The sequence below is a fragment of the Amycolatopsis nivea genome (assembly GCF_004522235.1).
In the GTDB taxonomy this organism is placed as follows: domain Bacteria; phylum Actinomycetota; class Actinomycetes; order Mycobacteriales; family Pseudonocardiaceae; genus Amycolatopsis; species Amycolatopsis nivea.
The window spans coordinates 1-21,975 of the sequence record NZ_SDLT01000071.1 but is presented as its reverse complement, the minus strand read 5'-3'; the positions used below and the strand labels follow the sequence as shown (position 1 = coordinate 21,975).

Sequence of the window (21,975 nt, the reverse complement as noted above, 5' to 3'; positions counted from 1 at the left end):
GCCCCCTGATCTCGGATGTCCGTCAAAACGGGTCAGGCCCAGATCCATATGCGGCCGGAGAGGTGGTTGTCTGCGGATATGGGCGAGGTGTGAGGTCGTGCTGGTGCGAGGGAGGAGAGAAGGGTGAGGGGTGCTTTTGGCTGACGACAGTGGGGTGGCTGCTCGGAGCGCGTGCCGGAGACGGGTGGCGCTGAGCTGGCGCGGGACTGCTTGCGTGCTGCGGTGAGCGCGGGCTGTCGCGTGCGGGTGCGGGGCTGCGCGCGGGTGAGGGGCTGAATGCGTGCGGTGCCGAGCGCATGTGCCGTCTGTCCGCGTGCGGTGCTGAAGTGCGTGTGGCTCTGCCGGGGTGGCGTGCTGTCCGCGTGGGGCGCTGCTTCGCGTGCGGTGCTGAATGCGTGCGGTTATGCCGGAGCGTCGTCGGTCCGCGTGGCGCGCTGAAATGCGTGCCGCTATGCCGGAGTGGCGTGCTGCCCACGCGTGGCGCTGCTTCGCGTGCGGTGCTGTTCGCTGGGGGCGTTGAGCGCGTGTGTCCTCTGGCCTGGTGCGGCATCGGGCGTGTGCTCTTCGCCGAGCGTGGGTGCAGCGGCGAGCGCGTGAGGCTCTGCACGAGCGACGTGCCGTCCGTGCGGCGCTGAAACGCGTGCGGCTCCGCCGGAGTGCCGTGCTGCCTGCGTGCGTTGCTGAAGTGCGTATGGCTATGCCGGAGTGGCGTGCTGCCCACGCGCGGTGCTGCTTCGCGTGCGGTGCTGTTCGCTGGGGGCGTTGAGCGCGTGTGTCCTCTGGCCTGGTGCGGCATCGGCCGTGTGCTCTTCGCCCGGGCGTGGCACCGAGCGTGGGTGCAGTGGCGAGCGCGTGCGGCTGTGCCCGAGCGACGTGCCGTCCGCGCGCGGCCCTGCCCCGCCTGCGGAGCGGTCCGCGCGGGGTGCTGCGCGTGCCCTCTGCCGCGTGCGGTGTGGGGCGTGTGGGTCCGCGACGTACATCCCCGCCAACCGAGCACAGTCAGCAAACGACGCGACCCGAGCCAGCCGCTGCGACCTGATCCAGGCCGCGCCGCCAACCCGGGCCGCGTCGTCAGAAGTTGCTGTAACTCAGGCGTTGCCGTCGAACAGCGACGTGACCGAGCCGTCCTCGAAGACCTGCTGGATGGCTTCCGCCAGCATCGGGGCGATGGACAGCACCGTCAGTCCTGGGAAGCGCTTTTCTTCCGGGATCGGCAGCGAGTTCGTCACGATGACCTCGCGGGCCTTGCACTGCGAGAGCCGCTCGGTGGCCGGGTCGGAGAGGATGCCGTGGGTGGTCGCGATGACCACGTCCGCCGCGCCTTCCTCGAGCAGTGCCTCGGTGGCCTTCACGATCGTGCCGCCGGTGTCGATCATGTCGTCGATCAGCACGCAGAGCTTGCCCTCGACCTTGCCGACCACGCGGTTGGCGACGGCCTGGTTCGGCTTGTCCGGGTCGCGGGTCTTGTGGATGAACGCGATCGGCCGGTCGCCGAGCTGCTGCGCCCACTTCTCGGCCAGGCGCACGCGGCCCGAGTCCGGCGAAACGACAGTGATGTCCGCGTCGCCGTAGGTCGACTTGATGTGGTCGGCGAGCACTGACTGGGCCAGCAGATGGTCGACCGGGCCGTCGAAGAAGCCCTGGATCTGCGCGGTGTGCAGGTCGACCGTCATGATCCGGTCCGCGCCCGCGGTCTTGAACAGGTCCGCGATGAGCCGCGCCGAGATCGGCTCGCGGCCCTTGTGCTTCTTGTCCTGCCGCGCGTACGGATAGAACGGCATGACCACGGTGATCCGCTTGGCGCTCGCGCGCTTGAGCGCGTCCACCATGATCAGCTGCTCCATCACGTACTCGTTGATGGGCGTGGTGTGCGCCTGGATCACAAACGCGTCGGTACCGCGCACCGACTCCTCGAACCGCACGAACAGCTCGCCGTTGGCGAACGTGTGCGCGGTCTGCGGGGTGATCGTCACGTTGAGGTGCTTGGCGACCTCTTCCGCGAGCTCGTGGTGCGCACGGCCGGAGAAGAGCATCAGATTCTTCTTCGGCGTACCTGACTTCGGACTCATGCTGGCGACTCCCCGTCGGTTCCTGCTGCTGACTCGGACACAACGGTGTCCTGCTGCTGGGCGGCGAGAGCAGCTTCCGCTGCCTCCGCCGCGGGCGTCCCCGGCCTGCGCCGGACCGCCCAGCCTTCGATGGTGCGCTGCGGACCGGCCGACAGCGCCAGTGAACCCGGCGGAACGTCGTCGCGGATGACCGCACCGGCTCCACTGTAAGCGCCGTCCCCGATCCGCACCGGCGCGACCAGCGTGTTGTCCGCCCCAAGCCGGACATGCGAACCGACAACGGTCTGGTGCTTGCTCACCCCGTCGTAGTTCACGAAGACGCTGGAACAGCCGATGTTGCTGTGGTCGCCGACGATCGCGTCGCCTACGTACGTGAGATGCGGCACCTTCGTCCCGGTGCCGATTTGCGCGTTCTTCGTCTCGACGAACGCGCCCAGCTTGCCCTTCGCGCCGAGCTTCGTGCCCGGCCGCAGGTACGTGTACGGACCGACGTTGACGCCGTCGCCCAGCTCAGAGCCCGAACCGTGCACGCGGACCACCGACGCGCCCGCGCCGATCCGCACATCGGTCAGCGTGGTGTCCGGGCCCACAACGGAGCCCTCGCCGACCGAGCAATGGCCCTTGAGCTGGGTGTTCGGCTCGATCAGCACGTCGCGGGAGAGCGTGACGTCCGCCTCGATCCAGGTGGTGTTCGGGTCGATCACCGTGACGCCCTCGCACTGCCAGCGGCGCACGATGCGGCGGTTGTACTCGGCGCCGAGCACCGAGAGCTGCACGCGGTCGTTCACGCCCTCGGTGACCCACGGGTCGTCGACGACCAGCGCGCCGACGCCCTTGCCGTCCTCGCGGGCGATGCCGAGGACGTCGGTGAGGTAAAGCTCACCCTGCGCGTTGTCCGTCGACAGCCGTGACAGGCCGTCGATCAGGACAGCCGCGTCGAAGGCGTAGACGCCGGAGTTGATTTCGGTGATCGCGCGCTGGTCCGGCGTCGCGTCCTTGTGCTCGACGATCGCGCTGACCGAACCGTCGGCGCCGCGGACGATGCGGCCGTAGCCGGTGGGGTCGGCGACCTCGGCGGTGAGCACGGTGACCGCGTTGCCCGCCTTGGCGTGCTCGGCCCGCAGGGATTCCAGGGTTTCGGTGTCCAGCAGCGGAACGTCGCCGTAGCTGACGACCACGGTGCCGGTGAGTCCTTCCGGCAGCTCGGCCAGCGCGCACGAAACGGCGTGCCCGGTGCCCTTCTGCTCTTCCTGCACGGCGGTGGCGACCTCGCGGCCGAGTGCCTTGCCGACCCGGTCGAGTTCGGCGCGCACGGCGTCGCGGCCGTGTCCGATCACGACCACCAGATGCTGCGGCGCGAGGCCGGCGGCGGCGCGCACTGCGTGTTCCACCAGCGGCCTTCCGGCGATCGGGTGCAACACCTTAGGAGTGGAGGAACGCATGCGGGTGCCCTCACCCGCAGCGAGGATCAGCGTGCTCAGCGGGCCGCTCACGAGTCTCCCAACGATTCACCGGTGCGTTGACGAGCACCAACGATCCTACGTGGGGTCCTCAGCGCTCCACGCGGGGTCGGTCGGAGCCGTTTCCCCAGGCCAGCCGCTCGTGCCGTCGCCAGCCATCGAGTTGGCCGACGCCACCTGGTTGCCACCGCCGCGTTTCGCTTCGTACATCGCCGCATCTGCGCGCGCGAGGACCTGTTCGGCCCGCTCTTGCGGACGCAGCGACACCAAGCCAATGGACAACGTCACACCGTGCGACAGGTGATGCGGCAGTGTCGCGACCGATTTGGCCGCGCGGCCGAGCGCCATCTTCGCCGCCGACGCCGGTGCGCCGGGCAGCAGCACGATGAATTCGTCGCCGCCGTAACGGGCCACCACGTCGTCGCCGCGCAGGGCGTCGCGCAGAGTGCTTGCGACAACACGCAAAACGTTGTCGCCCTCGGCGTGCGACTGCTTGTCGTTGACGCCCTTGAACCCGTCGAGGTCGACCAGCGCGACCGCGAGCGGTTGGGCGTCCGCCGACGACGCCAGCGCGCGCAGGCGTTCGTCGAGCGCGCGGCGGTTCGGCAGTCCGGTCAGCGGATCCTGCAGTGCCTGCTGGGTGATCGCACCGTGCTCGGCGGAAAGCCGTTCATGCTCGCGGCGCGCGTTCAGCGTGGCGATCTGCGATTCGCGCAGCGCCCACATTTCGGTTTCCAGCGCGGTCGCGTAGTCGATCAAAGACTGGCTCGCGGCTTCCGGGTCGAGCCGGGCGAGTTCGCGGGAGAGGGTGAGCCGCATCGACGGCTGCGAGACGTCCTCGGCCAGCACGTCGCGGGACTCGCGCAGCACCTGCAGCGCGTCGGAGCGGCGGCCGGCCGCGTCGAGGCAGCGGGCCAGCGCGATCGCGACCAGTTCCTGCTCGTGCGGGTAGTGGTGGCCGAGATGCATGCCCTGCAACCGTTCGACGTGCTCGGCCGACGGGTCGTGCAGCGCGAGCGCCGCGGCCAGCACGCCGACCTGGTCGACCGCGGACACGCCGATCTTGCGCGGGAACAGCGATTCGGCGAACGGGCCCTCGGCGGCGACCGCCATCGACGCGGCGGTGCGGAACTTCTCCGCCGATTCGTCGTACTGCTCGATCCGCTCGAGCCGGAGACCCCAGCCGAGCAGCATCTTGACCCGGTTCATCAGCTGCAGGGTGATCTCGTGCGGGCTCGCGCTTTCCCGGATCGCCTGGTGCGCGCGGCCGATCACCTCTTCGGCGGCCTCGTAGACGCCGAGCTGGTTGAGCACTATCCAGCAGTCGATGAGCGCCATCGACTGCATGCGGTTCCAGTTGCGGACGCCGACCTGGCGGTTCGGGATCGTGGAGTCGTCGAGGATCGCGAGCGCGCGGGCGATCTCGGTGAGCGCGGCGTCCTCCTGCGCGGCGAGCACCAGCCGGCGTCCGCGCAGCGCGTGCGCGTCCGCGCGCAGCAGCGAAAGGCCGTGCCGCCGGGTGTGCGCGAGCATCTCGTCGAGCCGGGGCTCCGCTTCGGCCGCGAGACCGCGGGTGACGAGCCGGGAGAACGCGGAGGCGCGCAGCAGCTGGGCGACGAGCGTGGGTTCCCCCCGCCGGAGGGTTTCCTCGAGCAGCTCGTCCATGATCTTGACGATCTCGAGCTGGTTTTCGTGTTCCTGGCGCTGAACGGCCGCGATGAGTTCCCGCGCGCGCCCGACCAGCCACGCGTCCGACATTTCGACCAGGGTCGGGCGACGGGTGCCCGCGGGGTCGCTCGGTTCCTCGCTCAGCCGCCCCCACTCCCATCGCCCTCGCCGGATGTGCAGCTCCGCCGCCAGGATTCGAACCTGAACTGTCAGAACCAAAATCTGAAGTGCTGCCGATTACACTACGGCGGATCGGTCCAGGTCAGGATAGCGATGATCGAGGACGGGGGCGCCAGGAGGGGGAGGCGTGCGCCACAGGCCCGTCCCGGGCATCGGGCAATCGGACGTTTCGGGCCTCCACAGCGCCGGAAACCTCCTGTACCGTAACTTACGACACCGTAGGTAAGGGCACCCTTCGCAAGGGGTTGTGAGAGGAAAGAAGTGAGCGCATGACGGCCACCCTCGATCGTTCTCAGTCAGCGGGCGACCCGCCGAAGGGCCCCAAGCCGATCATCGACGGACAGCGCGGGATCGGCGTTCAGCTGTCGGTGTACTTCGGGGTGCTGCTGCCGATCGTGGCGCTGCTGGTCGCGGTTCCGTTCGCCTGGGGCTGGGGGCTGACCTGGACGGACGTCGCGCTCTTCGTCGTGTTCTACGGGATCAGCGGGCTGGGCATCACCGTCGCCTACCACCGCTACTTCACCCACGGTTCGTTCAAGGCCAAGCCGTGGCTGCGCGTCGTGATGGCGATCGCGGGCAGCATCGCGTTGCAGGGCCCGGTGATCACCTGGGTGGCCGACCACCGGCGCCACCACGCGTTCTCCGACCGCGACGGCGACCCGCACTCGCCGTGGGCGTACGGCACCTCGCCGCTGGCCATCGCCAAGGGTTTCTGGCACGCGCACATGGGCTGGCTGTTCGACCGGGACCAGAGCAACCAGGCGCGGTTCGCGCCGGATCTGGTGAAGGACCCGGCCATCCGCAAGGTCGACGACCTGTTCTGGCTGTGGTCGCTGGTGAGCCTGTTCGGGCCGGCGCTGCTGGGCGGCCTGATCTCGTGGTCGTTGTGGGGTGCGGTGACCGCGTTCTTCTGGGCGGGTCTGGTCCGCGTGTGCGTGCTGCACCACGTGACCTGGTCGGTCAACTCGATCTGCCACATGATCGGCGAGCGCCCGTTCGCCGCGCGCGACCGTTCGGCGAACTTCTGGCCGCTGGCGATCTTCTCCTTCGGCGAGTCCTGGCACAACCTGCACCACGCCGACCCGACCTCGGCCCGGCACGGCGTGAAGCGCGGCCAGATCGACATGTCGGCGCGGCTGATCTGGATGTTCGAGAAGTTCGGCTGGGTGCACGACGTGCGGTGGCCGACCCCGCAGCGGCTGGCCCGGATCGCGGCCGAGAGCAAATAACGGTGTGAATGGCAGTTCCGGTCAGTGCCGGTGAGAACCGGCATTGCCCCGCACGACTACCCTGCAGTGAATGGCGGGGAGACGACGGGCGAAACGAGAAGCGGCGGTCACCGGCGCGCGGCCGGCCGCACCGGTCGCCCGGGTGCGCATGACCGGCAGCGAGCGCAGGCAGCAGTTGCTCAACGTGGCACGCGCATTGTTCGCCGAAAAAGGGTTCGACGGCACCTCGGTCGAGGAGATCGCCGCGCGGGCGAACGTGTCGAAACCGGTTGTCTACGAGCACTTCGGCGGCAAGGAAGGCATTTACGCCGTCGTTGTCGACCGGGAAACGCAGCTGCTGCTCGACCGGATGATCTCGACCCTCCACGGTGGACACCCGCGGGTGATGCTGGAGCAGGCGGCCGTCGCGTTGCTGAGCTACGTCGAGGATTCCCACGACGGTTTCCGGATTCTCGTCCGCGATTCCCCGGTCGCCAGTTCCACCGGCACCTTCTCGACGGTTCTCAACGACATCGCGAGCCAGGTCGAGCACATCCTCGCGCAGCAGTTCGCCGCGCGCGGGTATGAGGAGAAGCTGTCCGCGCTTTACGCGCAGGCGCTGGTCGGCATGGTCGCGCTCACCGGGCAGTGGTGGCTGGACGCGCGCAAGCCGAAGCGGGACGAGGTCGCCGCGCATCTGGTGAATCTCGCCTGGAACGGGTTGTCCCACTTGGAGAACAAGCCCCGGTTGCTCGGCTGAGCCCTCAGCTTCCGGACGGCGCGTTGCTCAAATCCACGACGCAGAACAGGTTGCCGTCCGGGTCGGCGAGGACGACGAAGTCCGGCTCGGGCGGGTAATGCGGCCAGTCGACCCGTTGCGCGCCCAGACCGATGAGTCGTTCCACCTCCGCGCGCTGTTCGTCCGCGGTGTCGGTGTAGAGGTCCAGGTGCAGCCGCGGCAGGGGTTCGGCGGGCGAGTCGCTTCGCATGAGGCCGAGTGCGTGCGCGCCGCCGGGGTGGGCCAGCGTCTTCCACGTCGCGCTCGCCCATTCCGGATCCTCGACAAGCCCGAGCGCCTCGCACCAGAACCGCATCGCGCGTTCGACGTCGGCGACTCCGAGCACCGTTGTCCCGAGTCGCAGCATCAGACCAGTTTTCCTTGCGTGTGCAGGTCGTCCAGGATCAGCTGGACCGTCGCCGACACCTGGTCGCGATCGGCGTGGGCGAGCCAGCCGAACGATTCGATCTCGCTGCTCGGCTTCAGTTCGCCGGTGTACTTCGCGGTATAGCAGGTCATCCGCACCACGACGCCGTCCGCCTTGCCGTGCGCCTGCGCTTCCCAGGTTCCGGCCAGCTGCGCGGAAGCCGGATCCAGCGTCACGCTCAGTTCCTCGGCGATCTCCCGGACCAGCGTCTCGACGTCCGACTCGCCCTCCTCGCGTTTCCCGCCGGGCAGGTACCAGGTGTCCTTGCCCGCCGAGCGCGCGGCGAGCAGCTTGCCGTCGACCACGTGCAGCCAGGCGACTTTGTCGATGGAGGGCATGTCCGCCACCCTACCTCCGCGTCCGCCGGTCGAGGTCCGCGAGCAGGATGCGCAGGAGGTCGGCGAGCTGATCGCGCTGCGCCGGGGACAGCGCGGACACCAGGGTTTCCTCGTGCTCCAGCAGATCTCCGACGGTGTGCTCGATCAACTCGTGGCCAGCGTCGGTGAGCTCGACGTACACCCCGCGACGGTCCGAAGTGGACTTCACCCGGCGGACGTGCCCGTCGCGTTCGGCACGCGCGGTTTGCTGGGAGATCGCGCCGGGACTGACCCGGCAGCGTTTCGCGAGTTCGCCCGCGCTGAGCCGGTACGGCGGCCCGGCCCGGCGCAGCGTGCTGAGCAGGGTGCGGGTGGAGGCGTCCATCCCGAGGTCGAGCATGGTCGCGCGCCGGTCGTCCTCCAGCAGTTTCGCGATGTGCCAGATCCGCGTGATCACGCCGATGGACGACACCGGCGTGCCCGGCCGCTCCCGCAGCCACGCCCGCTGAATCTCGTCCACCTCGTCGCTTGACGGGTTTTCCCCGCCGCCGGTACCGTCGTCCACCAGAGGTACTTTAGCAATAAAGGACGTGGGGATGAATCGGGAAGCGGTAGTAACCGGGGGCGGCACCGGAATCGGGTACGCGATCGCCGCGGCGTTTGCCAGGGCGGGCGACCGGGTCACGATCACCGGGCGGCGCGAGGACGTGCTCACCGAGGCGGCGGCGCTGCTCGGCGCGCGGGCGGTGAGCTTCGACGCGAGCGATCCCGAGGCGGTCGAGGCGGCGCGCGACCAGCTGCCCGAACGCATCGACGTGCTGGTGAACAACGCTGGCGGCAATACGGATTTCCTGCACGAAGACGGTCAAGACCTGAAAGCGCTCGACGCTGCTTGGACGGCCAATCTTCGCGCGAATCTGTTCAGCGCGGCGTTCGTGACGACGGCGCTGCGGGACCGGCTCGCCGACAACGGCCGCATCGTCACGATCGGTTCGATCGCCGGGCACACCGGCGCCGAATCGTACGGCTGGGCGAAAGCCGCGGTGGAGGTGTGGAATACCGAAACCGCACGGCAATTCGGGCCGCGTGGGATCACGGCGAACATCGTCGCGCCGGGATTGATCGTGGACACCGAATTCTTCCGCGGGAAACTCTCCGCTGAACGCCAGGAGCGGCTGATCGAGAACACGATGACGAAACGCGCGGGCAAGCCGGAGGACGTCGCCGAGATGGTGCGGTTCCTGGCTTCCCCGGAGGCCGGGCACGTCACCGGCCAGGTCGTGCACGTGAACGGCGGCGCATACGTCGGCTGACCTCAGCCGGGGGTCACGCGCAGCACTTTGTCGTTGCTGCCGTTGGAGGTCGTCACGTACAGCGAGCCGTCGGGTCCGCTTCGGGCCGCGCGCAACCGGCCGAATTTGTCGTTGAATTCCGCGGGCGGCGTCACTCCGGTGACCTTCGCGGCCGCGTCCAGGTGCAGCAGCAGGAGTTTCTGTCCCTTCAACGCGACCACGACCAGCGCGCCTTCGTTCGCGCCCCACTGTTTGCCGGTGAGGAAGGCGTCGCCGCTGGTCGCCTCGGTGATCTGGCCAGTCGTCCACAGTGGACGAACCGCGCGCGGGAACCGCTTGGTGTCGGTCATCGGCACGCTCTCGTCGTAGCTGGGGTCGGTGCCGCCCTTCGACGGATCCCAGCCGTAATTCCCGCCCGGGCGCAGGAGATTCACCTCGTCGTCGAACGCCGGTCCGTGTTCGGAGGTGATCACCTGGCCGGTGCCCGGCCGGATCGCGACGCCCTGCACGTTGCGGTGCCCGTAGGTGTAGATCCGGCGCTCGTTCGGGTCGGAGGAGGAAAGGAAGGGATTGCCCGGCAACGGTTCCCCGGTCTTCGCGTTGATCCGCAGCACTTTGCCGCCGAGGCTGTGCCGGTCCTGCGCGACCGTGGACCGCGCGGTGTCGCCGGTGCCGACGAGCAGCGCGCCGTCGGGAGCGAGTGTCGGGCGGCAGCCGGAATGGCGTCCGCTCGGATTCACCGGCAGCCCGGTGAGCAGGTCGCGCACCTTCGCCGCGCTCGCGCCGTCGTCGGCGAGCCGCCAGGTGACGAGCCGGACGTCCACCGCGCGGCCGTTTTCCTGGTGGGTCTGGCAGGTGGTGAACTCGCGCGAGGTCGCGAAGTCCGCCGCCAGCACGAGACCCATCAGGCCGCCTTCGCCCTGCACGAGGACGTCGGAGAAATCGGCACGCACGTCGGTCGTCCGGCCGTCGCGGACCAGCGCGAGCTTGCCGGGCCGCTGCGGCACGAGGAGCGAACCGTCGGGCAGGAAGGCGACGTCCCAGGCGTGTTCGAGGCCGTCCGCGACCTCCTGCACGGCGAACCGGCCCTGCTCCGGCTTGGCCGGGGCGGGGGCCGAGGCGGGCGCCGCCGAGCAGGCGGCGAGCAGCAGGGCCGAGGCGAGCACCGCGACGAGACGCATGGGTCCAGCATGCCCCGATTCAGCCGCCGGGACGTACCAATCCGGATTCATACGCGAAGACGACCGCGTGCACCCGGTCGCGCAGCCCGAGCTTGTTCAGCAACCGGCCGACGTGCGTTTTCACCGTCGTCTCGCCGATGAACAGCGTCCCGGCGATCTCGGTGTTCGACAGTCCGCGCGCGATCAGGCCGAGCACGTCCTTCTCGCGTTCGGTCAGCGTCTCCAGTTTCTGCTCGTCCAGCGGCGTCCGGTGCGCGCTGAGATAGCGGTCGAGCAGGCGTTTCGTGACCGACGGCGACACCATCGCGTCGCCGCGCAGCACGCCGCGGATCGCCACCAGCATCTCGTCCGACGGCGCGTCCTTGACCAGGAATCCGCTGGCCCCGGCGCGCAGCGCGGAGTAGGCGTACTCGTCGAGGTCGAAGGTCGTGATCACCAGGACCGAGGTGTCCGGCAGTTCGGCGCAGATCTGCGCGGTGGCCGCGACGCCGTCGAGCACCGGCATCCGGACGTCCATCAGCACGAGGTCCGGCCGTCGCGCACGGGCGAGTTCGACGGCTTCCGCGCCGTCGCCCGCCTCGGCGACCACCTCCAGGTCGGGCTGGCTGTCGACGATCATCCGCAGCCCGACGCGCACGAGTTCCTGGTCGTCGCAGATCAGCACGGACGTCATGCGGCGTCCGTCCGCAGCGTGGCCGCCACGCGGTAGCCGCCGTCCGGCAGCGCGCCGGTTTCGAGCTTGCCGTGGTACATCGCGACGCGCTGCGCCATGCCGGTGAGCCCGCGCCCGGACCCGGGCAGTCCCGCCGCGGCCGGTTGCCGTCCGCCGGAGTTGGTCACCTCGACGCGGATTTCCGGACCGGCGAAGGCGACCCGGACCCGGCCGGTCGCGTCGGGCGGCGCGTGTTTGAGCATGTTGGTCAAGGCCTCCTGGACGATGCGGTACGCCTGAAGCGCGACGCCTGCGGGCAGGTCGGCGATGTCGCCGTCGACTTCGAGCGTGATCTCGCGGCCGGACTGTGCGACGAGCGTGCGCAACTGGTCGAGCGTCGGCTGCGGAGCGCGCGCGGGTTCGCCAGCATGCATCACTTCTAACAGCCGCCGTAGTTCGGCGAGCGCGGAACGGCCGGTTTTGCTGATGGTGTCGAGCGTACGGTCGACAGCGTCTGGATCGTGATGGCGCGCGAGCTTCGCTCCTTCGGCGTTCAGGACGATCACGCTCATGCTGTGTGCGAGTACATCGTGAAGCTCGCGCGCGATCCGTGTGCGCTCTTCGGCGACTGAAGCGCGACTGCGGGCTTGTTCCTCGGACGCCGCTAGCTCCGCTCTCAGCCGTTCTTCTTCGGACAGTTGCTCCTTCGTGCGGAAGAACGCGCCGAGCGCCCACGCTGCCAGGTACAGCGGCAGTGGGCCGAAGATGGTGAGCGTCGGGTTCAGGGTGTTGGCGCCCCAGGTAAATCCCCAGAAAGTGTCCAGGCCGACGACAGCTACCGCGAAGCCGATGAACCATCTGTCGCCGGCTTTGACGAGCGTGTACAGCATGACTGCCATGGCGAGGTCGCTGCGGCCGCGGTCGTACGCCCAGATCTCGTTCGTATAGACGACAGCGACTCCGATGAGGATCAGGAGCGCGACAGTGCGCGGATAGCGGCGACGCACCAACAGCGGCAGCAGGAACAGCATCGAAACCATGCGGATCGGCCAGGTCGCCTGATCCGCGATGTTGGGACCGAAGGCGGCGAAGACGGCGTACAGCGGCAAGTCGAGCAGCCAACGCTGCTTGCGTCCCCACATCACCAGTCCACGCACGAAACGAACGTAACTCGCGGACTCGTCGCGCGCGTCGTTCCGGAGGATGGCGGTGGTCCTCCGAGCGGACGACTTTTCCCGCCGACCGAGTCGATCCGCGATGACCGAGCCGCTTCCTACCTTACAAAACATGTCGATTACCAGGGAGTTCTTCCGGCATCCGATGCGTACCGGCGCGATCGCCGCCAGTTCGGCACGGCTGGCCGGAGTGATGACTGCCGGGCTGGGCGTCGAAAGCGCGCACAGCGTCGTGGAGCTAGGGCCGGGAACGGGCGTGTTCACCGAAGCGCTGCTTCGCATCCTTCAGCGCGACGCGCATTTCACTGCGGTCGAAATCAACAGGCACCTCGTACAGGAGCTTCGCGAGCGATTCCCGTCGCTGCACGTTGCGGAAGGCTCCGCGGAACACGTCGCTGCGTACGTGACCATGCCGGTCGACGTTGTCGTCTCCGGCCTGCCGTGGACAGCCATGCACGCCGCGCCACAGGCTGCGGTACTGAATGCCGTCTGCGAAGTGCTTTCGCCACAAGGCCGCTTCACCACCTTCGCGTACGCCCACACCGCCTGGACGCCGCCAGCGCGTCGGTTCGCACGGTTGCTGCGAAGCCGCTTCGCGGTTGTCGAACGCACCAGTGTGGTTTGGCGGAACCTGCCGCCGGCGTACGTGTACCGCGCGGCTTTGCCGGTGCGGTCGGGACTGGACCGCTATGGACAGCCTGCTTCAGCCGCTTCTTGACGCTCCCGCGCCGCTCGTCTACCTGATCTGCGCGCTGGTGATCATGGCCGAGACGGCGCTGTTGCCCGGCATCGTGCTGCCGACGCTGTCCACCTTGCTGCTCATGGGTTTCCTTGTGCAGCGCGGAACTTTACAGCTGTGGCCAGCGCTCACGGTCTGCGTTGTGTCGGCGTTAGCGGGGGACCAGCTCGCGTACTGGGAGGGGCGACTGTGGGGTCCGAAGCTGCGACGGTCGCGCGTAGGACAGCGGATCGGCGAAGCGAAGTGGGACAAAGCTGAAGCGACCATCGCGCGTTATGGCGTGCCAGCAGTCGTCCTAGGGCGGTGCCTCGCGGGCGTACGCACTCTCGTGCCGCGCGTCGCCGGCTCCGCCGGACTGTCGTACCGACGCTTCTTCGTCGGAAGCGTGTGCGCGGCAGTGCTGTGGGCGGGGGTGGAGCTGACGTTGGGGCAGGTCACCGGGTGGGTCGCGCCTTGAGCAGTTCCGCGGTGGAAGCGTCGGCGGGCAGGAAGGTTTCGAGGCTCAGCTCGGCGACCGTCACGTCGACCGCGGTGGCGAAGTGCGTGATCGCGGTGAGCAGCCGCAGTTCGCCCGCCGAGCTGGACAACTGCAGCGGCACGGCGAACCCGAGGTGGTCGCCGGACGGTTCGCCGGGCGACGGCAGGTAGCCGGTGAGTTCGTCCAGCAACGCCTGATGGCGCGGGTCGGGTCCGTTCGCCAGACCGCGGCGAGGACGTTCGAGCACGTGCTGCGCCCAATCGGCGAAGTTCTGGATCCGCGGCGCCATCCCGCGCGGGTGCAACGCCAGCCGCAGCACGTTGACCGGCGGTTCCAGCAGCTCCGCCGCGACATCCTCGGTGAGCAGGCCGAAGCTGTCGTTCGCCGCGACGAGATCCCCGTAGCGGTTCACGACCAGCGCCGGATACGGCTCGTGCCCGGCGAGCAGTGCGCGCAGCGACTCCAGCACCGGCGTCAGCGCGGGGTCGTCCATCCGGGTTTCGGGGTAGACCGGCGCGTATCCGGCGGTCAGCAGCAAGGCGTTGCGCTCGCGCAGCGGCAGGTCGAGCGCCTCGGCGACGCGCACCACCATGCCCCGGCCGGGCAGCGAACGGCCGCGTTCCATGAAGCTGACGTGGCGCTGCGTCGTCCCGGCTTTCAGCGCGAGGTCGAGCTGGCTGAGCCGACGGCGGGAACGAGCGTCGCGCAAGGCGTCGGCGAACGAAGTGGGCACTGCGCGATTCTGGCCGGTGCTCGTGTCCGCCTGCCATTCCCCGCAGGGAATTGCCGGGACGCCCGGCCGCGCTGGATCGTCGGCGACGTGGAATTCGGACTTCTTCTTCCTGCCGGACAGGCACAGCTCGAAGCAGGCGGCACCCCGCGTGCCCTCGTCGCATTGGCCCGCGAAGCCGAACGGCTCGGATTCGCGTCGATCTGGGCCGGTGACTCGCTTTCCCGTCCCCGGATCGAACCGCTCACCCTGCTCACCGCGGTCGCGCAGGCCACCGAACGCGTCACTGTCGGCACTGCCGTGCTGCTTCCCGCACACCGCAATCCGGTGCAGACCGCGATGACGCTCGCGTCGGTCGACCTGATCTCCGAAGGACGGCTGGCGGTCGGCGTCGGCGCGGGCTTCCCAGGCTTCAGCGAACGGGAGTTCGAGCTGGCCGGGGTCGATTTCCGGACGCGGTTCTCGCATCTGGACGACGTCGTCACGCTCTGGCGCGAGCTGTGGACCGGGCAGCCGCAGTCGTTCCACGGCAAGGTGCTGCATTACGACTGGCTGCCGCCGGCGGTCCGGCCCGCGCGCCCCGGCGGTCCGCCGATCTGGCTGGGCGGCGCGACGCCGGCCGCGCTCCGCCGCACCGCGCTGCATTACGACGGCTGGCTCCCGTATCCGCCGGACCCCGCGGACTACGCGTCGGGCCTCGCGACGATCCGCGCCGCCAGCGATCGCCCGGTCACGCCGTCGCTGTTCTTGACGGTCTACGTCGACCCTGACCCGCGCCGCGGCCGTCGCGTTCTGGAGGACTACGCGCAGGCGACCTACCAGCGTCCGTTGGCGCAGATCAGCACCATCCAGGCGACCGTGACCGGTCCGATCTCGGAAGTCGCGGCAACGGTGCGCCGCTACGCCGAGGCCGGAGCGGAGCACGTGCTGCTGCGCGTCGGCTCCCTGGAACCCGGTGCGGTCGAGCAGCAGCTGCCCCTGTTGGCGGAGGTGATCGCCGGGGAGCGAAAACTTGTCGGTGCCGCGACGTAGGCTGGGATGGTGACCGACGCTGTACTGCCCGGACTCCTCCAAGCCATCCTTCCCGACCCGGCGCTGCGCGGCGTTGTCGAGCGCGCCGGCGCCCCACTGCTCGAACTGCAAGGCGCTGTCGCCGTACGGCAGCTCGTGGCCGCCGCGCTGGCCGAAGACCCCGAGCGCGGCGGCGCGGGCCGTCCGGTGCTGGCCGTCACCGCCACCGGACGCGAGGCCGACGAGCTCACCGCGTCGCTCGGCGCGCTGCTCGGCCCGGATCGAGTGGCCGACTTCCCGTCCTGGGAGACGCTGCCGCACGAGCGCCTTTCGCCGCGCGCGGACACGGTCGGGCGGCGGCTGGAAGTGCTGCACCGGCTGCACACCGGAGACGACGAACTGCGCGTCGTGGTCGCGACCGTGCGCAGCCTCATCCAGCCGATGGCCCCCGGGCTCGGCTCGCTCGCGCCGATCGACCTGGTCGTCGGCGAGGAACAGAGCTTCGAGGACCTGCTCGAACGGCTTGTCGAGCTGGCGTACACGCGCGTGGACATGGTCGAGAAGCGCGGCGAGTTCGCGGTCCGCGGCGGCATCCTCGACCTGTTCGGGCCCACCGCGCAGCATCCGGTCCGCGTCGAGTTCTGGGGCGACGAGGTCAGCGAGATCCGCGCGTTCGCGGTGTCCGACCAGCGCTCGCTGCCCGGTGAGATCCAGCGGGTCACCGCGCCGCCGTGCCGCGAGCTGCTGCTCACGCCGGACGTCAAGGAGCGCGCGGCGGAGCTAGCCACCACGTACGAGGCCGACGCGCACCTGGCCGAAATGCTCACCAAGCTGTCCGGCGGCATCCCGGTCGAGGGCATGGAAGCGCTCATCCCGGTGCTCTGCGAAGGCGAGCTGGCGCTGCTCACCGACGCGATGCCGCAGGGCAGTCACGTGCTGCTGGCCGATCCGGAGAAGGTCCGCGCCCGCGCCGCCGACCTCGTCCGCACCGGGCAGGAGTTCCTCGAGGCCTCCTGGACCACCGCCGCGGCGGGCGGGCAGGCCCCGATCGACCTCGGCGCGTCGGCGTACCGCGACCTGGCCGAGATCGCGTCGCACGCGCAGGAGACGAAGCGCCCGTGGTGGACGCTCACCCAGCTGACTAGCGAAGACCCGGATGTCTACCGCGTCGGCATCGAGCCGGCGCCCGCCTACCGGGGCGAGCTGGAACGCGCGATGACCGACCTGCGCGCGCACCTCGCGTCCGGCGGCACCGGCGTGCTCGTCGTCGCCGGGCAGGGCACCGCCAGCCGCGCGGTCGAGCAGCTGATGGCCGCCGAGGTCCCGGCGAAACACGTCGAGGTGCTCGCCGACGTGCCGCCGGCCGGGGTCGTCACGGTCACCTGCGGCGGGCTCGCGGAGGGCTTCGTCTCGCCGGAGCGCGCGCTCGTGGTGCTGTCCGAGGCCGACCTGACCGGCCGCGGCGCCACCGCCGGATCGTCCACAAAGGACTTGAACACCAAGATGCCGTCGCGCCGCCGCGGCGCGGTCGACCCGCTGGCGCTCAAGGCGGGCGACTACGTGGTGCACGACCAGCACGGCATCGGCCGGTTCGTGGAGATGGTGCAGCGCACGGTCGCCGGCGCGACGCGCGAGTACCTGCTGCTGGAGTACGCGTCGTCCAAGCGCGGTCAACCCGGGGACAGGCTGTTCGTGCCCACCGACCAGCTCGACGAGGTGTCCCGCTACGTCGGCGGCGAACTGCCCACGCTCAACAAGCTCGGCGGCTCGGACTGGAAGAACACCAAGGCACGGGCCAAAAAGGCGGTCAAGGAGATCGCCGCGGAACTGGTGCAGCTCTACGCCGCCCGGCAAGCCGCGCCCGGGCACGCGTTCGGCGCGGACACGCCGTGGCAGTCCGAGCTGGAAGACGCCTTCCCGTTCACCGAGACCAACGACCAGCTCGCGGCCATCGACGAGGTCAAGTCGGACATGGAACGCGGCGTCCCGATGGACCGGGTGATCTGCGGCGACGTCGGCTACGGCAAGACCGAGATCGCGGTGCGCGCGGCGTTCAAGGCGGTGCAGGACGGCAAGCAGGTGGCCGTGCTCGTGCCGACCACGCTGCTCGCGCAGCAGCACCTGAACACGTTCACCGAGCGCATGCGGTCGTTCCCGGTCACCATCAAGGGCCTTTCGCGGTTCACGCACAAGGCCGAATCGGACCGGATCCTCGAACAGCTCGCCGACGGCGAGGTCGACATCGTCATCGGCACGCACCGGCTGCTGCAGACCGGCATCCGCTACAAGGACCTCGGCCTCGTGATCGTGGACGAGGAGCAGCGGTTCGGCGTGGAGCACAAGGAACACATCAAGGCGCTGCGCACGCACGTCGACGTGCTGACCATGTCGGCGACGCCGATCCCGCGCACGCTCGAGATGTCGCTGGCGGGCATCCGCGAGATGTCGACCATCCTCACCCCGCCGGAAGACCGGCACCCGATCCTGACCTACGTCGGCGCGTACGACGACAAACAGGTCGGCGCGGCGGTCCGGCGCGAGCTGCTGCGCGACGGCCAGGTGTTCTACGTGCACAACCGGGTGTCGTCGATCGAGAAGGCGGCGAAGCGGATCCGCGAGCTGGTGCCGGAGGCGCGCGTCGTCACCGCGCACGGGCAGATGAACGAGGACAAGCTCGAAAAGATCATCCAGGGGTTCTGGGAGAACGAGTACGACGTCCTCGTCTGCACCACGATCGTCGAGACCGGCTTGGACATCTCCAACGCCAACACGCTGATCGTGGAACGCGGCGACATGCTCGGCCTCGCCCAGCTGCACCAGCTGCGCGGCCGGGTCGGGCGCGGCCGCGAACGCGGGTACGCGTACTTCCTGTACCCGCCGGAAGCGCCGCTCACCGAAACCGCGCACGACCGGCTCGCCACCATCGCGCAGAACACCGAACTCGGCGCGGGCATGGCGGTCGCGATGAAGGACCTCGAAATCCGCGGCGCGGGCAACATCCTGGGCGCGGAACAGTCCGGGCACATCGCGGGCGTCGGATTCGACCTGTACGTCCGGCTAGTCGGCGAAGCGGTCGAGGCTTTCCGGCGGCACGCGGGCGCGGAGCCGGCGGAGGACGAGGAACTGGCCGAAGTCCGCGTCGACCTGCCAGTGGACGCGCACATCCCGCACGACTACGTCCCCGGCGAACGGCTGCGGCTGGAGGCGTACCGCAAGATCGCCGCAGCTCCGGACACTGCGGCCCTCGACGCGGTACGCGAGGAATTGGTCGACCGCTACGGCCAGCCACCCGCCCCCGTAACCCGCCTACTCGCAGTCGCAGCGTTCCGGCACGCCTGCCGTGCCGCAGGCGTCACCGAGGTCGCGGCACAAGGCAACACGATCCGGTTCGCACCGCTGCCGTTGATGGACTCGCAGCTGGTGCGGCTGAAACGCTTGTACCCCAAGGCGTTGTACAAGGCGATCACCAACACGGTGTCGGTGCCAAAACCGACCGAAGGCCCCGCCGGCGGCCGAATGGGCGCGCCGGTGCTGCGGGACCAGGAACTGCTCGACTGGTGCACGAAGCTGTTGGCGCAGTTGACGAAAACCCCAGCCGCGGTGTGAGCGCTGCGGCGTGCCTCGCCTGATCCGCCGCCGCTGCCCGCGGCGGTCTCGATGGCGAGGCACCGCCGCGGCACCCGGGCTCCCGAACCGCGGACCTAACCCCGAGCGGTTTCCGTGGCGAGGTTCTGCCGCTCTGGCTGCGGCGTGCTTTCCGTGGCCAGAGCGTCAGCTAGCCGAAACCCCGGTGGTTGCGCCGTGGCCAGCCGCAGCGCTACTTCCTCCTGCGGGGTCGGCAGTGCCCCGCAGCCGGACATCGGCAACGGCCGGGGATGTCGCGGCACCCGGGCTCCCGAACCGCCGCCGCGGGCCTGGCCCACCGTGCTGTCGTACGAAATCGGCGCGCGCGTCGGTTTCCGTGGCGAGGTTCTGCCGCCCTGGCCGCGACGTGCTTTCCGTGGCCAAGCGTCAGCTAGCCGAACAGACCTCGAGCCCCGGCGGTTGCGCCGTGGCCAGCCGCAGCGCCACTTCCTCCTGCGGCGTAGGCAGTGCCCCGCACCCGGACATCGGCAACGGCCGCGGATGTCGCGGCACCCGGGCCCCCGAACCGCCGCCGCGGCCCGGATACACAAGCAAGCCGCGTTCCGGATCCGGCACCGCGTCGAGGGCGGCGGTCACCGCGGGCAGGTGCCGGAAGCGATCTCGTGCCTGCTCCGACGCAAACTCGATCTCCAGCGTCACGCCCCAGCGATGGACGTGCCACGTCCACTGCTCGGCGCCGTTGGTCAGCGCGGCCTCGGTCAGACGGTCGCCGTGAGCACGTTGCCACGCGCTCGCCGCGAAGGCCCCGTCGAGGACTTCGATCGACAACCAAGAGTCCATATGTCGACAATAGCCCGCTGAATGCCTCGATGGTGTTGCGTTTCGAGGCCATGTGAGAGGGTAGGGCCTGTGATGCGGATCATGGGGCGCCGCCGTGCGCTGGGCGCCGTTCTCGCCGGAGCTTTCCTCCTCGCCGGATGCGGTACCGGCCCCAGTCAGGTGGGCATGGCCGCGGTCGTCGACGGTCAGGTCACCACCATCGACCAGGTTCAGGCGCTGCTCGACCGCGCCGTGCAGGAGCAGCCGTACGCCCGGCAGCTCGCCTCGCGGCACCAGCTCGACCTCGTCGGGCGCGAGATCGTCCGGCAGACGCTGCTGCACGAGGTCGTCGTGAAGGCCGCGCAGAAGGAAGGCATTGCCGTCGACGAGGCCACCGTCAGCGAGGCCATGCAACAAGATCCGCTCGCGTCGCCGGTGCCCGAGGCCGTCACGCAGGACCAGTCCGCGGCCGTCACCCAGCTCGTCTGGCGGCTGCGCGATCACCGCGAGGCCATCACCGACCAGTACCTGCAGCAGCGGATCGCGCTGAAGTACCTCCCGACGCTCTCGGTGAACTTCGACTACACCAGCATCGGCGCGCCGACCTCGGAGAGCCAGGCCCCGTCGATCGACCCGAAGGCCGCGCGCAGCCAAGCCATCGCCAAGGCCGAGGAGTACGCGAGCGACCCGGGCAAGATCCAGGCCGACATCCAGAGCGGCGCGCAGGGCAACGTGGGCCAGCAGGCTCCCGCGCTGTCGTCGCCGCAGGACGCCGCGACCGTGCTGTTCGGCGTGCCGGCGAACACCGCGATCGCGTTCCAGCCGAACCCGGCGAGCGCGCCGACCTGGTGGGTCACCGCCGTGGTGCGGAAGCGGACGACGGACGCGAAGGTCGCCACCGACCAGGTCCAGCAGCCGACCGCGGCTCAGCTGGGTGCGATCGGCGTGCGGATGCTCCAGCCGTACGTTGGCAACGTGGACTTCAAAATCAACCCGCGCTACGGCGTGTGGGACGCAGTCGGCATGAACCTCGCCCCCAGCGCGGCCGAGGTGACGGGCGTGGCCGTGCCGCTGCACGGCGGTGCCCCGGCGCAGCAGTGACCGGCACGGTAATCCTGGTCCGCGGCGCGACCCTGCCCGCGGCCGCTCTGCCCCTGCTTCGCACCAGTGCCGTGTACGCCGCGACCGACGTCGATCCCGCGCAGTTCGGTGTCCCGCCGGTAGGCGAGTCCTTCGCGGACATCGTGCTGTTAGCCGCTTCCCGCACCGAACCGACCGCGGCCGCCATGCTCGCCGCCGGCGCACGGTTGATCGAAACCCCCGTGCCCCCGCTCGTCGAAGCGGTCGAGGTCATGGACCGCCTCCGCTCGCCCGGCGGCTGCCCGTGGGATGCCCGGCAGACGCACGAATCCCTCCGCCAGTACCTGGTCGAGGAAACGTACGAACTGCTGGAAGCCATCGAGGACAACGACCGCACGGCCCTGCGCGAGGAACTGGGCGACGTCCTGCTGCAGGTCTTGTTCCACGCCCGCGTAGCCGCCGAACACGGCCGCGCGCCCTTCACCATCGACGACGTGGCCAGCGACCTGGTGGACAAACTGGTAGGCCGCCACCCCAACGTCTTCGCCGACGCGGCCCGCATCGCCTCTGCGGAGCACCAGGAACTGAAGTGGGAAGAGCTGAAGCAGGCCGAGAAGCAACGCAAGTCCATTGTGGACGGTGTCGCACTGGGCCAGCCCGCGGTCGCCCTGGCCGGAAAACTGGGCCAGCGCAGCGGCCGGGCAGGCATCCCGCTGGACCTGTTCCCGCAAGACTCCTCGGCCCCAGCCCAACTCTTCCGAACGGCAGCCACCGCCCGCCGGGGCGGCTTGGACCCCGAGGGAGAGTTGCGGGCAGTAGCGAAGCAGTTCGCCCGCGACATCCGCGCGGCGGAGACGGCCGCCCGGAAAGCCGGAGTCGAACCGACGACGCTGGAGGCTGAAGGCTGGCGAAAGTTCTGGCCTTCGGCTTGAGCCGGTTTCGCTCCGCTGCTTGATTTTTGCGGCGAGGGCGTGATTGACGGCTGGCGGGTTTGCGGTGAATGTCGCGCGCTGCTTGCTTTCTCCTGGGCCTGATGAGCGTCTGGTGCGCGGCTTGCTTTCCTCGGGGCCCGCTGCGATCCTCGCCCGTGCCGTGCCGTGCCGTGCCGTGCCGTGCCGTGCCGTGC

The 21,975-nt window shown here is 69.6% G+C and carries 20 protein-coding genes and 1 tRNA gene; 9 read left to right on the top strand and 12 right to left on the bottom strand.

All coding sequences use genetic code 11. The features are described from left to right. Positions 1-1,088: 1,088 nt before the first annotated feature. The 4 genes from EIZ44_RS42760 to EIZ44_RS42745 all read right to left on the bottom strand — a co-directional run bounded on the left by EIZ44_RS42760 (position 1,089) and on the right by EIZ44_RS42745 (position 5,449). Entirely contained in the window at positions 1,089-2,069 is a 981-nt protein-coding gene (locus tag EIZ44_RS42760; protein WP_037820198.1) for a ribose-phosphate diphosphokinase, read from the bottom strand. Continuing rightward, complete coding sequence (glmU, locus tag EIZ44_RS42755) at positions 2,066-3,562, bottom strand: bifunctional UDP-N-acetylglucosamine diphosphorylase/glucosamine-1-phosphate N-acetyltransferase GlmU (RefSeq protein ID WP_037820199.1); 1,497 nt, start codon at positions 3,560-3,562, stop codon at positions 2,066-2,068. Before glmU ends, EIZ44_RS42760 begins: the two co-directional genes overlap by 4 nt. Positions 3,563-3,607: 45 nt before the next feature. After that, positions 3,608-5,287, bottom strand: coding sequence for a GGDEF domain-containing protein (locus tag EIZ44_RS42750; protein WP_051729804.1), 1,680 nt, complete (start codon positions 5,285-5,287; stop codon positions 3,608-3,610). 90 nt (positions 5,288-5,377) lie between these two features. Continuing rightward, positions 5,378-5,449 (bottom strand) — tRNA-Gln (locus EIZ44_RS42745). A 197-nt stretch (positions 5,450-5,646) separates the two neighbouring features. Here EIZ44_RS42745 and EIZ44_RS42740 point away from each other — a divergent pair. Next, entirely contained in the window at positions 5,647-6,606 is a 960-nt protein-coding gene (locus EIZ44_RS42740; RefSeq protein WP_037820201.1) for an acyl-CoA desaturase, read from the top strand. Between the two features lie 148 nt (positions 6,607-6,754). Beyond that, entirely contained in the window at positions 6,755-7,345 is a 591-nt protein-coding gene (locus EIZ44_RS42735; RefSeq protein ID WP_134667546.1) for a TetR/AcrR family transcriptional regulator, read from the top strand. Positions 7,346-7,349: 4 nt separating this feature from the next. Here the strand turns inward: EIZ44_RS42735 and EIZ44_RS42730 are convergent, their stop codons facing one another. Genes EIZ44_RS42730 through EIZ44_RS42720 form a run of 3 tightly spaced genes read right to left on the bottom strand, consistent with a single transcriptional unit; the run spans position 7,350 to position 8,672 of the window. Continuing rightward, positions 7,350-7,730 carry a VOC family protein gene (locus EIZ44_RS42730; protein WP_134734439.1) on the bottom strand — a complete coding sequence of 127 codons (381 nt, stop codon included), beginning with the start codon at positions 7,728-7,730 and terminating at the stop codon, positions 7,350-7,352. Beyond that, positions 7,730-8,128, bottom strand: a complete 399-nt coding sequence (locus tag EIZ44_RS42725; protein WP_043836653.1) for an NUDIX hydrolase — start codon at positions 8,126-8,128, stop codon at positions 7,730-7,732. Before EIZ44_RS42725 ends, EIZ44_RS42730 begins: the two co-directional genes overlap by 1 nt. 10 nt (positions 8,129-8,138) lie before the next feature. Beyond that, positions 8,139-8,672 carry a MarR family winged helix-turn-helix transcriptional regulator gene (locus tag EIZ44_RS42720; RefSeq protein ID WP_134734438.1) on the bottom strand — a complete coding sequence of 178 codons (534 nt, stop codon included), beginning with the start codon at positions 8,670-8,672 and terminating at the stop codon, positions 8,139-8,141. Positions 8,673-8,697: 25 nt separating this feature from the next. Between EIZ44_RS42720 and EIZ44_RS42715 the strand changes: the two genes are divergently transcribed. Then, positions 8,698-9,420, top strand: a complete 723-nt coding sequence (locus EIZ44_RS42715; protein ID WP_167754462.1) for an SDR family NAD(P)-dependent oxidoreductase — start codon at positions 8,698-8,700, stop codon at positions 9,418-9,420. A 2-nt stretch (positions 9,421-9,422) separates the two neighbouring features. Here the strand turns inward: EIZ44_RS42715 and EIZ44_RS42710 are convergent, their stop codons facing one another. The 3 genes from EIZ44_RS42710 to EIZ44_RS42700 are packed head-to-tail and all read right to left on the bottom strand — an operon-like array spanning position 9,423 to position 12,671. Beyond that, positions 9,423-10,580, bottom strand: coding sequence for a PQQ-dependent sugar dehydrogenase (locus EIZ44_RS42710; RefSeq protein ID WP_134734437.1), 1,158 nt, complete (start codon positions 10,578-10,580; stop codon positions 9,423-9,425). Positions 10,581-10,599: 19 nt separating this feature from the next. Continuing rightward, positions 10,600-11,253: a response regulator gene (locus EIZ44_RS42705; protein WP_037820214.1), complete on the bottom strand. Its 654-nt coding sequence runs from the start codon at positions 11,251-11,253 to the stop codon at positions 10,600-10,602. After that, entirely contained in the window at positions 11,250-12,671 is a 1,422-nt protein-coding gene (locus EIZ44_RS42700) for a sensor histidine kinase (protein ID WP_338081114.1), read from the bottom strand. The genes EIZ44_RS42705 and EIZ44_RS42700 overlap by 4 nt, the downstream gene beginning before the upstream one ends. Here EIZ44_RS42700 and EIZ44_RS42695 point away from each other — a divergent pair. Further along, positions 12,664-13,125, top strand: coding sequence for a class I SAM-dependent methyltransferase (locus EIZ44_RS42695; RefSeq protein ID WP_338081113.1), 462 nt, complete (start codon positions 12,664-12,666; stop codon positions 13,123-13,125). The genes EIZ44_RS42700 and EIZ44_RS42695 overlap by 8 nt on opposite strands. Then, on the top strand, positions 13,097-13,603 hold the full coding sequence (locus tag EIZ44_RS42690; RefSeq protein ID WP_134734435.1) for a DedA family protein: 507 nt from the start codon (positions 13,097-13,099) through the stop codon (positions 13,601-13,603). Before EIZ44_RS42695 ends, EIZ44_RS42690 begins: the two co-directional genes overlap by 29 nt. On the opposite strand, the gene EIZ44_RS42685 is transcribed toward EIZ44_RS42690, so the two are convergent. Further along, positions 13,581-14,357, bottom strand: coding sequence for a helix-turn-helix transcriptional regulator (locus EIZ44_RS42685; RefSeq protein WP_134734434.1), 777 nt, complete (start codon positions 14,355-14,357; stop codon positions 13,581-13,583). The two genes, EIZ44_RS42690 and EIZ44_RS42685, sit on opposite strands and share 23 nt — an antisense overlap. Before the next feature lie 87 nt (positions 14,358-14,444). Between EIZ44_RS42685 and EIZ44_RS42680 the strand changes: the two genes are divergently transcribed. Together EIZ44_RS42680 and mfd are read left to right on the top strand one after the other, a co-directional pair. Continuing rightward, on the top strand, positions 14,445-15,386 hold the full coding sequence (locus tag EIZ44_RS42680; protein WP_134734433.1) for an LLM class flavin-dependent oxidoreductase: 942 nt from the start codon (positions 14,445-14,447) through the stop codon (positions 15,384-15,386). 6 nt (positions 15,387-15,392) lie between these two features. Next, positions 15,393-18,971, top strand: a complete 3,579-nt coding sequence (mfd, locus tag EIZ44_RS42675) for a transcription-repair coupling factor (protein WP_167754461.1) — start codon at positions 15,393-15,395, stop codon at positions 18,969-18,971. Between the two features lie 405 nt (positions 18,972-19,376). Here mfd and EIZ44_RS42665 read toward each other — a convergent pair whose 3' ends face one another. Next, positions 19,377-19,790 (bottom strand): hypothetical protein, encoded by a 414-nt coding sequence (locus EIZ44_RS42665; RefSeq protein ID WP_134734431.1) that lies wholly within the window; start codon positions 19,788-19,790, stop codon positions 19,377-19,379. A gap of 81 nt (positions 19,791-19,871) precedes the next feature. Here EIZ44_RS42665 and EIZ44_RS42660 point away from each other — a divergent pair, with 81 nt between their 5' ends. After that, positions 19,872-20,870 carry a hypothetical protein gene (locus EIZ44_RS42660; protein ID WP_336162092.1) on the top strand — a complete coding sequence of 333 codons (999 nt, stop codon included), beginning with the start codon at positions 19,872-19,874 and terminating at the stop codon, positions 20,868-20,870. After that, entirely contained in the window at positions 20,867-21,781 is a 915-nt protein-coding gene (locus EIZ44_RS42655) for a nucleoside triphosphate pyrophosphohydrolase (RefSeq protein ID WP_134734430.1), read from the top strand. The genes EIZ44_RS42660 and EIZ44_RS42655 overlap by 4 nt, the downstream gene beginning before the upstream one ends. The last annotated feature ends 194 nt before the right edge of the window (positions 21,782-21,975 follow it).

What these genes read in the sequence shown, in the direction of transcription:
- EIZ44_RS42660 (WP_336162092.1), top strand. Translation starts at nt 19,872, where the DNA reads ATGGGGCGCCGCCGTGCGCTGGGCGCCGTTCTCGCCGGAGCTTTCCTC.
- EIZ44_RS42735 (WP_134667546.1), top strand. Translation starts at nt 6,755, where the DNA reads ATGACCGGCAGCGAGCGCAGGCAGCAGTTGCTCAACGTGGCACGCGCA.
- EIZ44_RS42725 (WP_043836653.1), bottom strand. Translation starts at nt 8,128, where the DNA reads ATGCCCTCCATCGACAAAGTCGCCTGGCTGCACGTGGTCGACGGCAAG.
- EIZ44_RS42710 (WP_134734437.1), bottom strand. Translation starts at nt 10,580, where the DNA reads ATGCGTCTCGTCGCGGTGCTCGCCTCGGCCCTGCTGCTCGCCGCCTGC.
- mfd (WP_167754461.1), top strand. Translation starts at nt 15,393, where the DNA reads ATGGTGACCGACGCTGTACTGCCCGGACTCCTCCAAGCCATCCTTCCC.
- EIZ44_RS42705 (WP_037820214.1), bottom strand. Translation starts at nt 11,253, where the DNA reads ATGACGTCCGTGCTGATCTGCGACGACCAGGAACTCGTGCGCGTCGGG.
- EIZ44_RS42760 (WP_037820198.1), bottom strand. Translation starts at nt 2,069, where the DNA reads ATGAGTCCGAAGTCAGGTACGCCGAAGAAGAATCTGATGCTCTTCTCC.
- EIZ44_RS42665 (WP_134734431.1), bottom strand. Translation starts at nt 19,790, where the DNA reads ATGGACTCTTGGTTGTCGATCGAAGTCCTCGACGGGGCCTTCGCGGCG.
- EIZ44_RS42750 (WP_051729804.1), bottom strand. Translation starts at nt 5,287, where the DNA reads ATGTCGGACGCGTGGCTGGTCGGGCGCGCGCGGGAACTCATCGCGGCC.
- EIZ44_RS42730 (WP_134734439.1), bottom strand. Translation starts at nt 7,730, where the DNA reads ATGCTGCGACTCGGGACAACGGTGCTCGGAGTCGCCGACGTCGAACGC.
- EIZ44_RS42740 (WP_037820201.1), top strand. Translation starts at nt 5,647, where the DNA reads ATGACGGCCACCCTCGATCGTTCTCAGTCAGCGGGCGACCCGCCGAAG.
- EIZ44_RS42690 (WP_134734435.1), top strand. Translation starts at nt 13,097, where the DNA reads ATGGACAGCCTGCTTCAGCCGCTTCTTGACGCTCCCGCGCCGCTCGTC.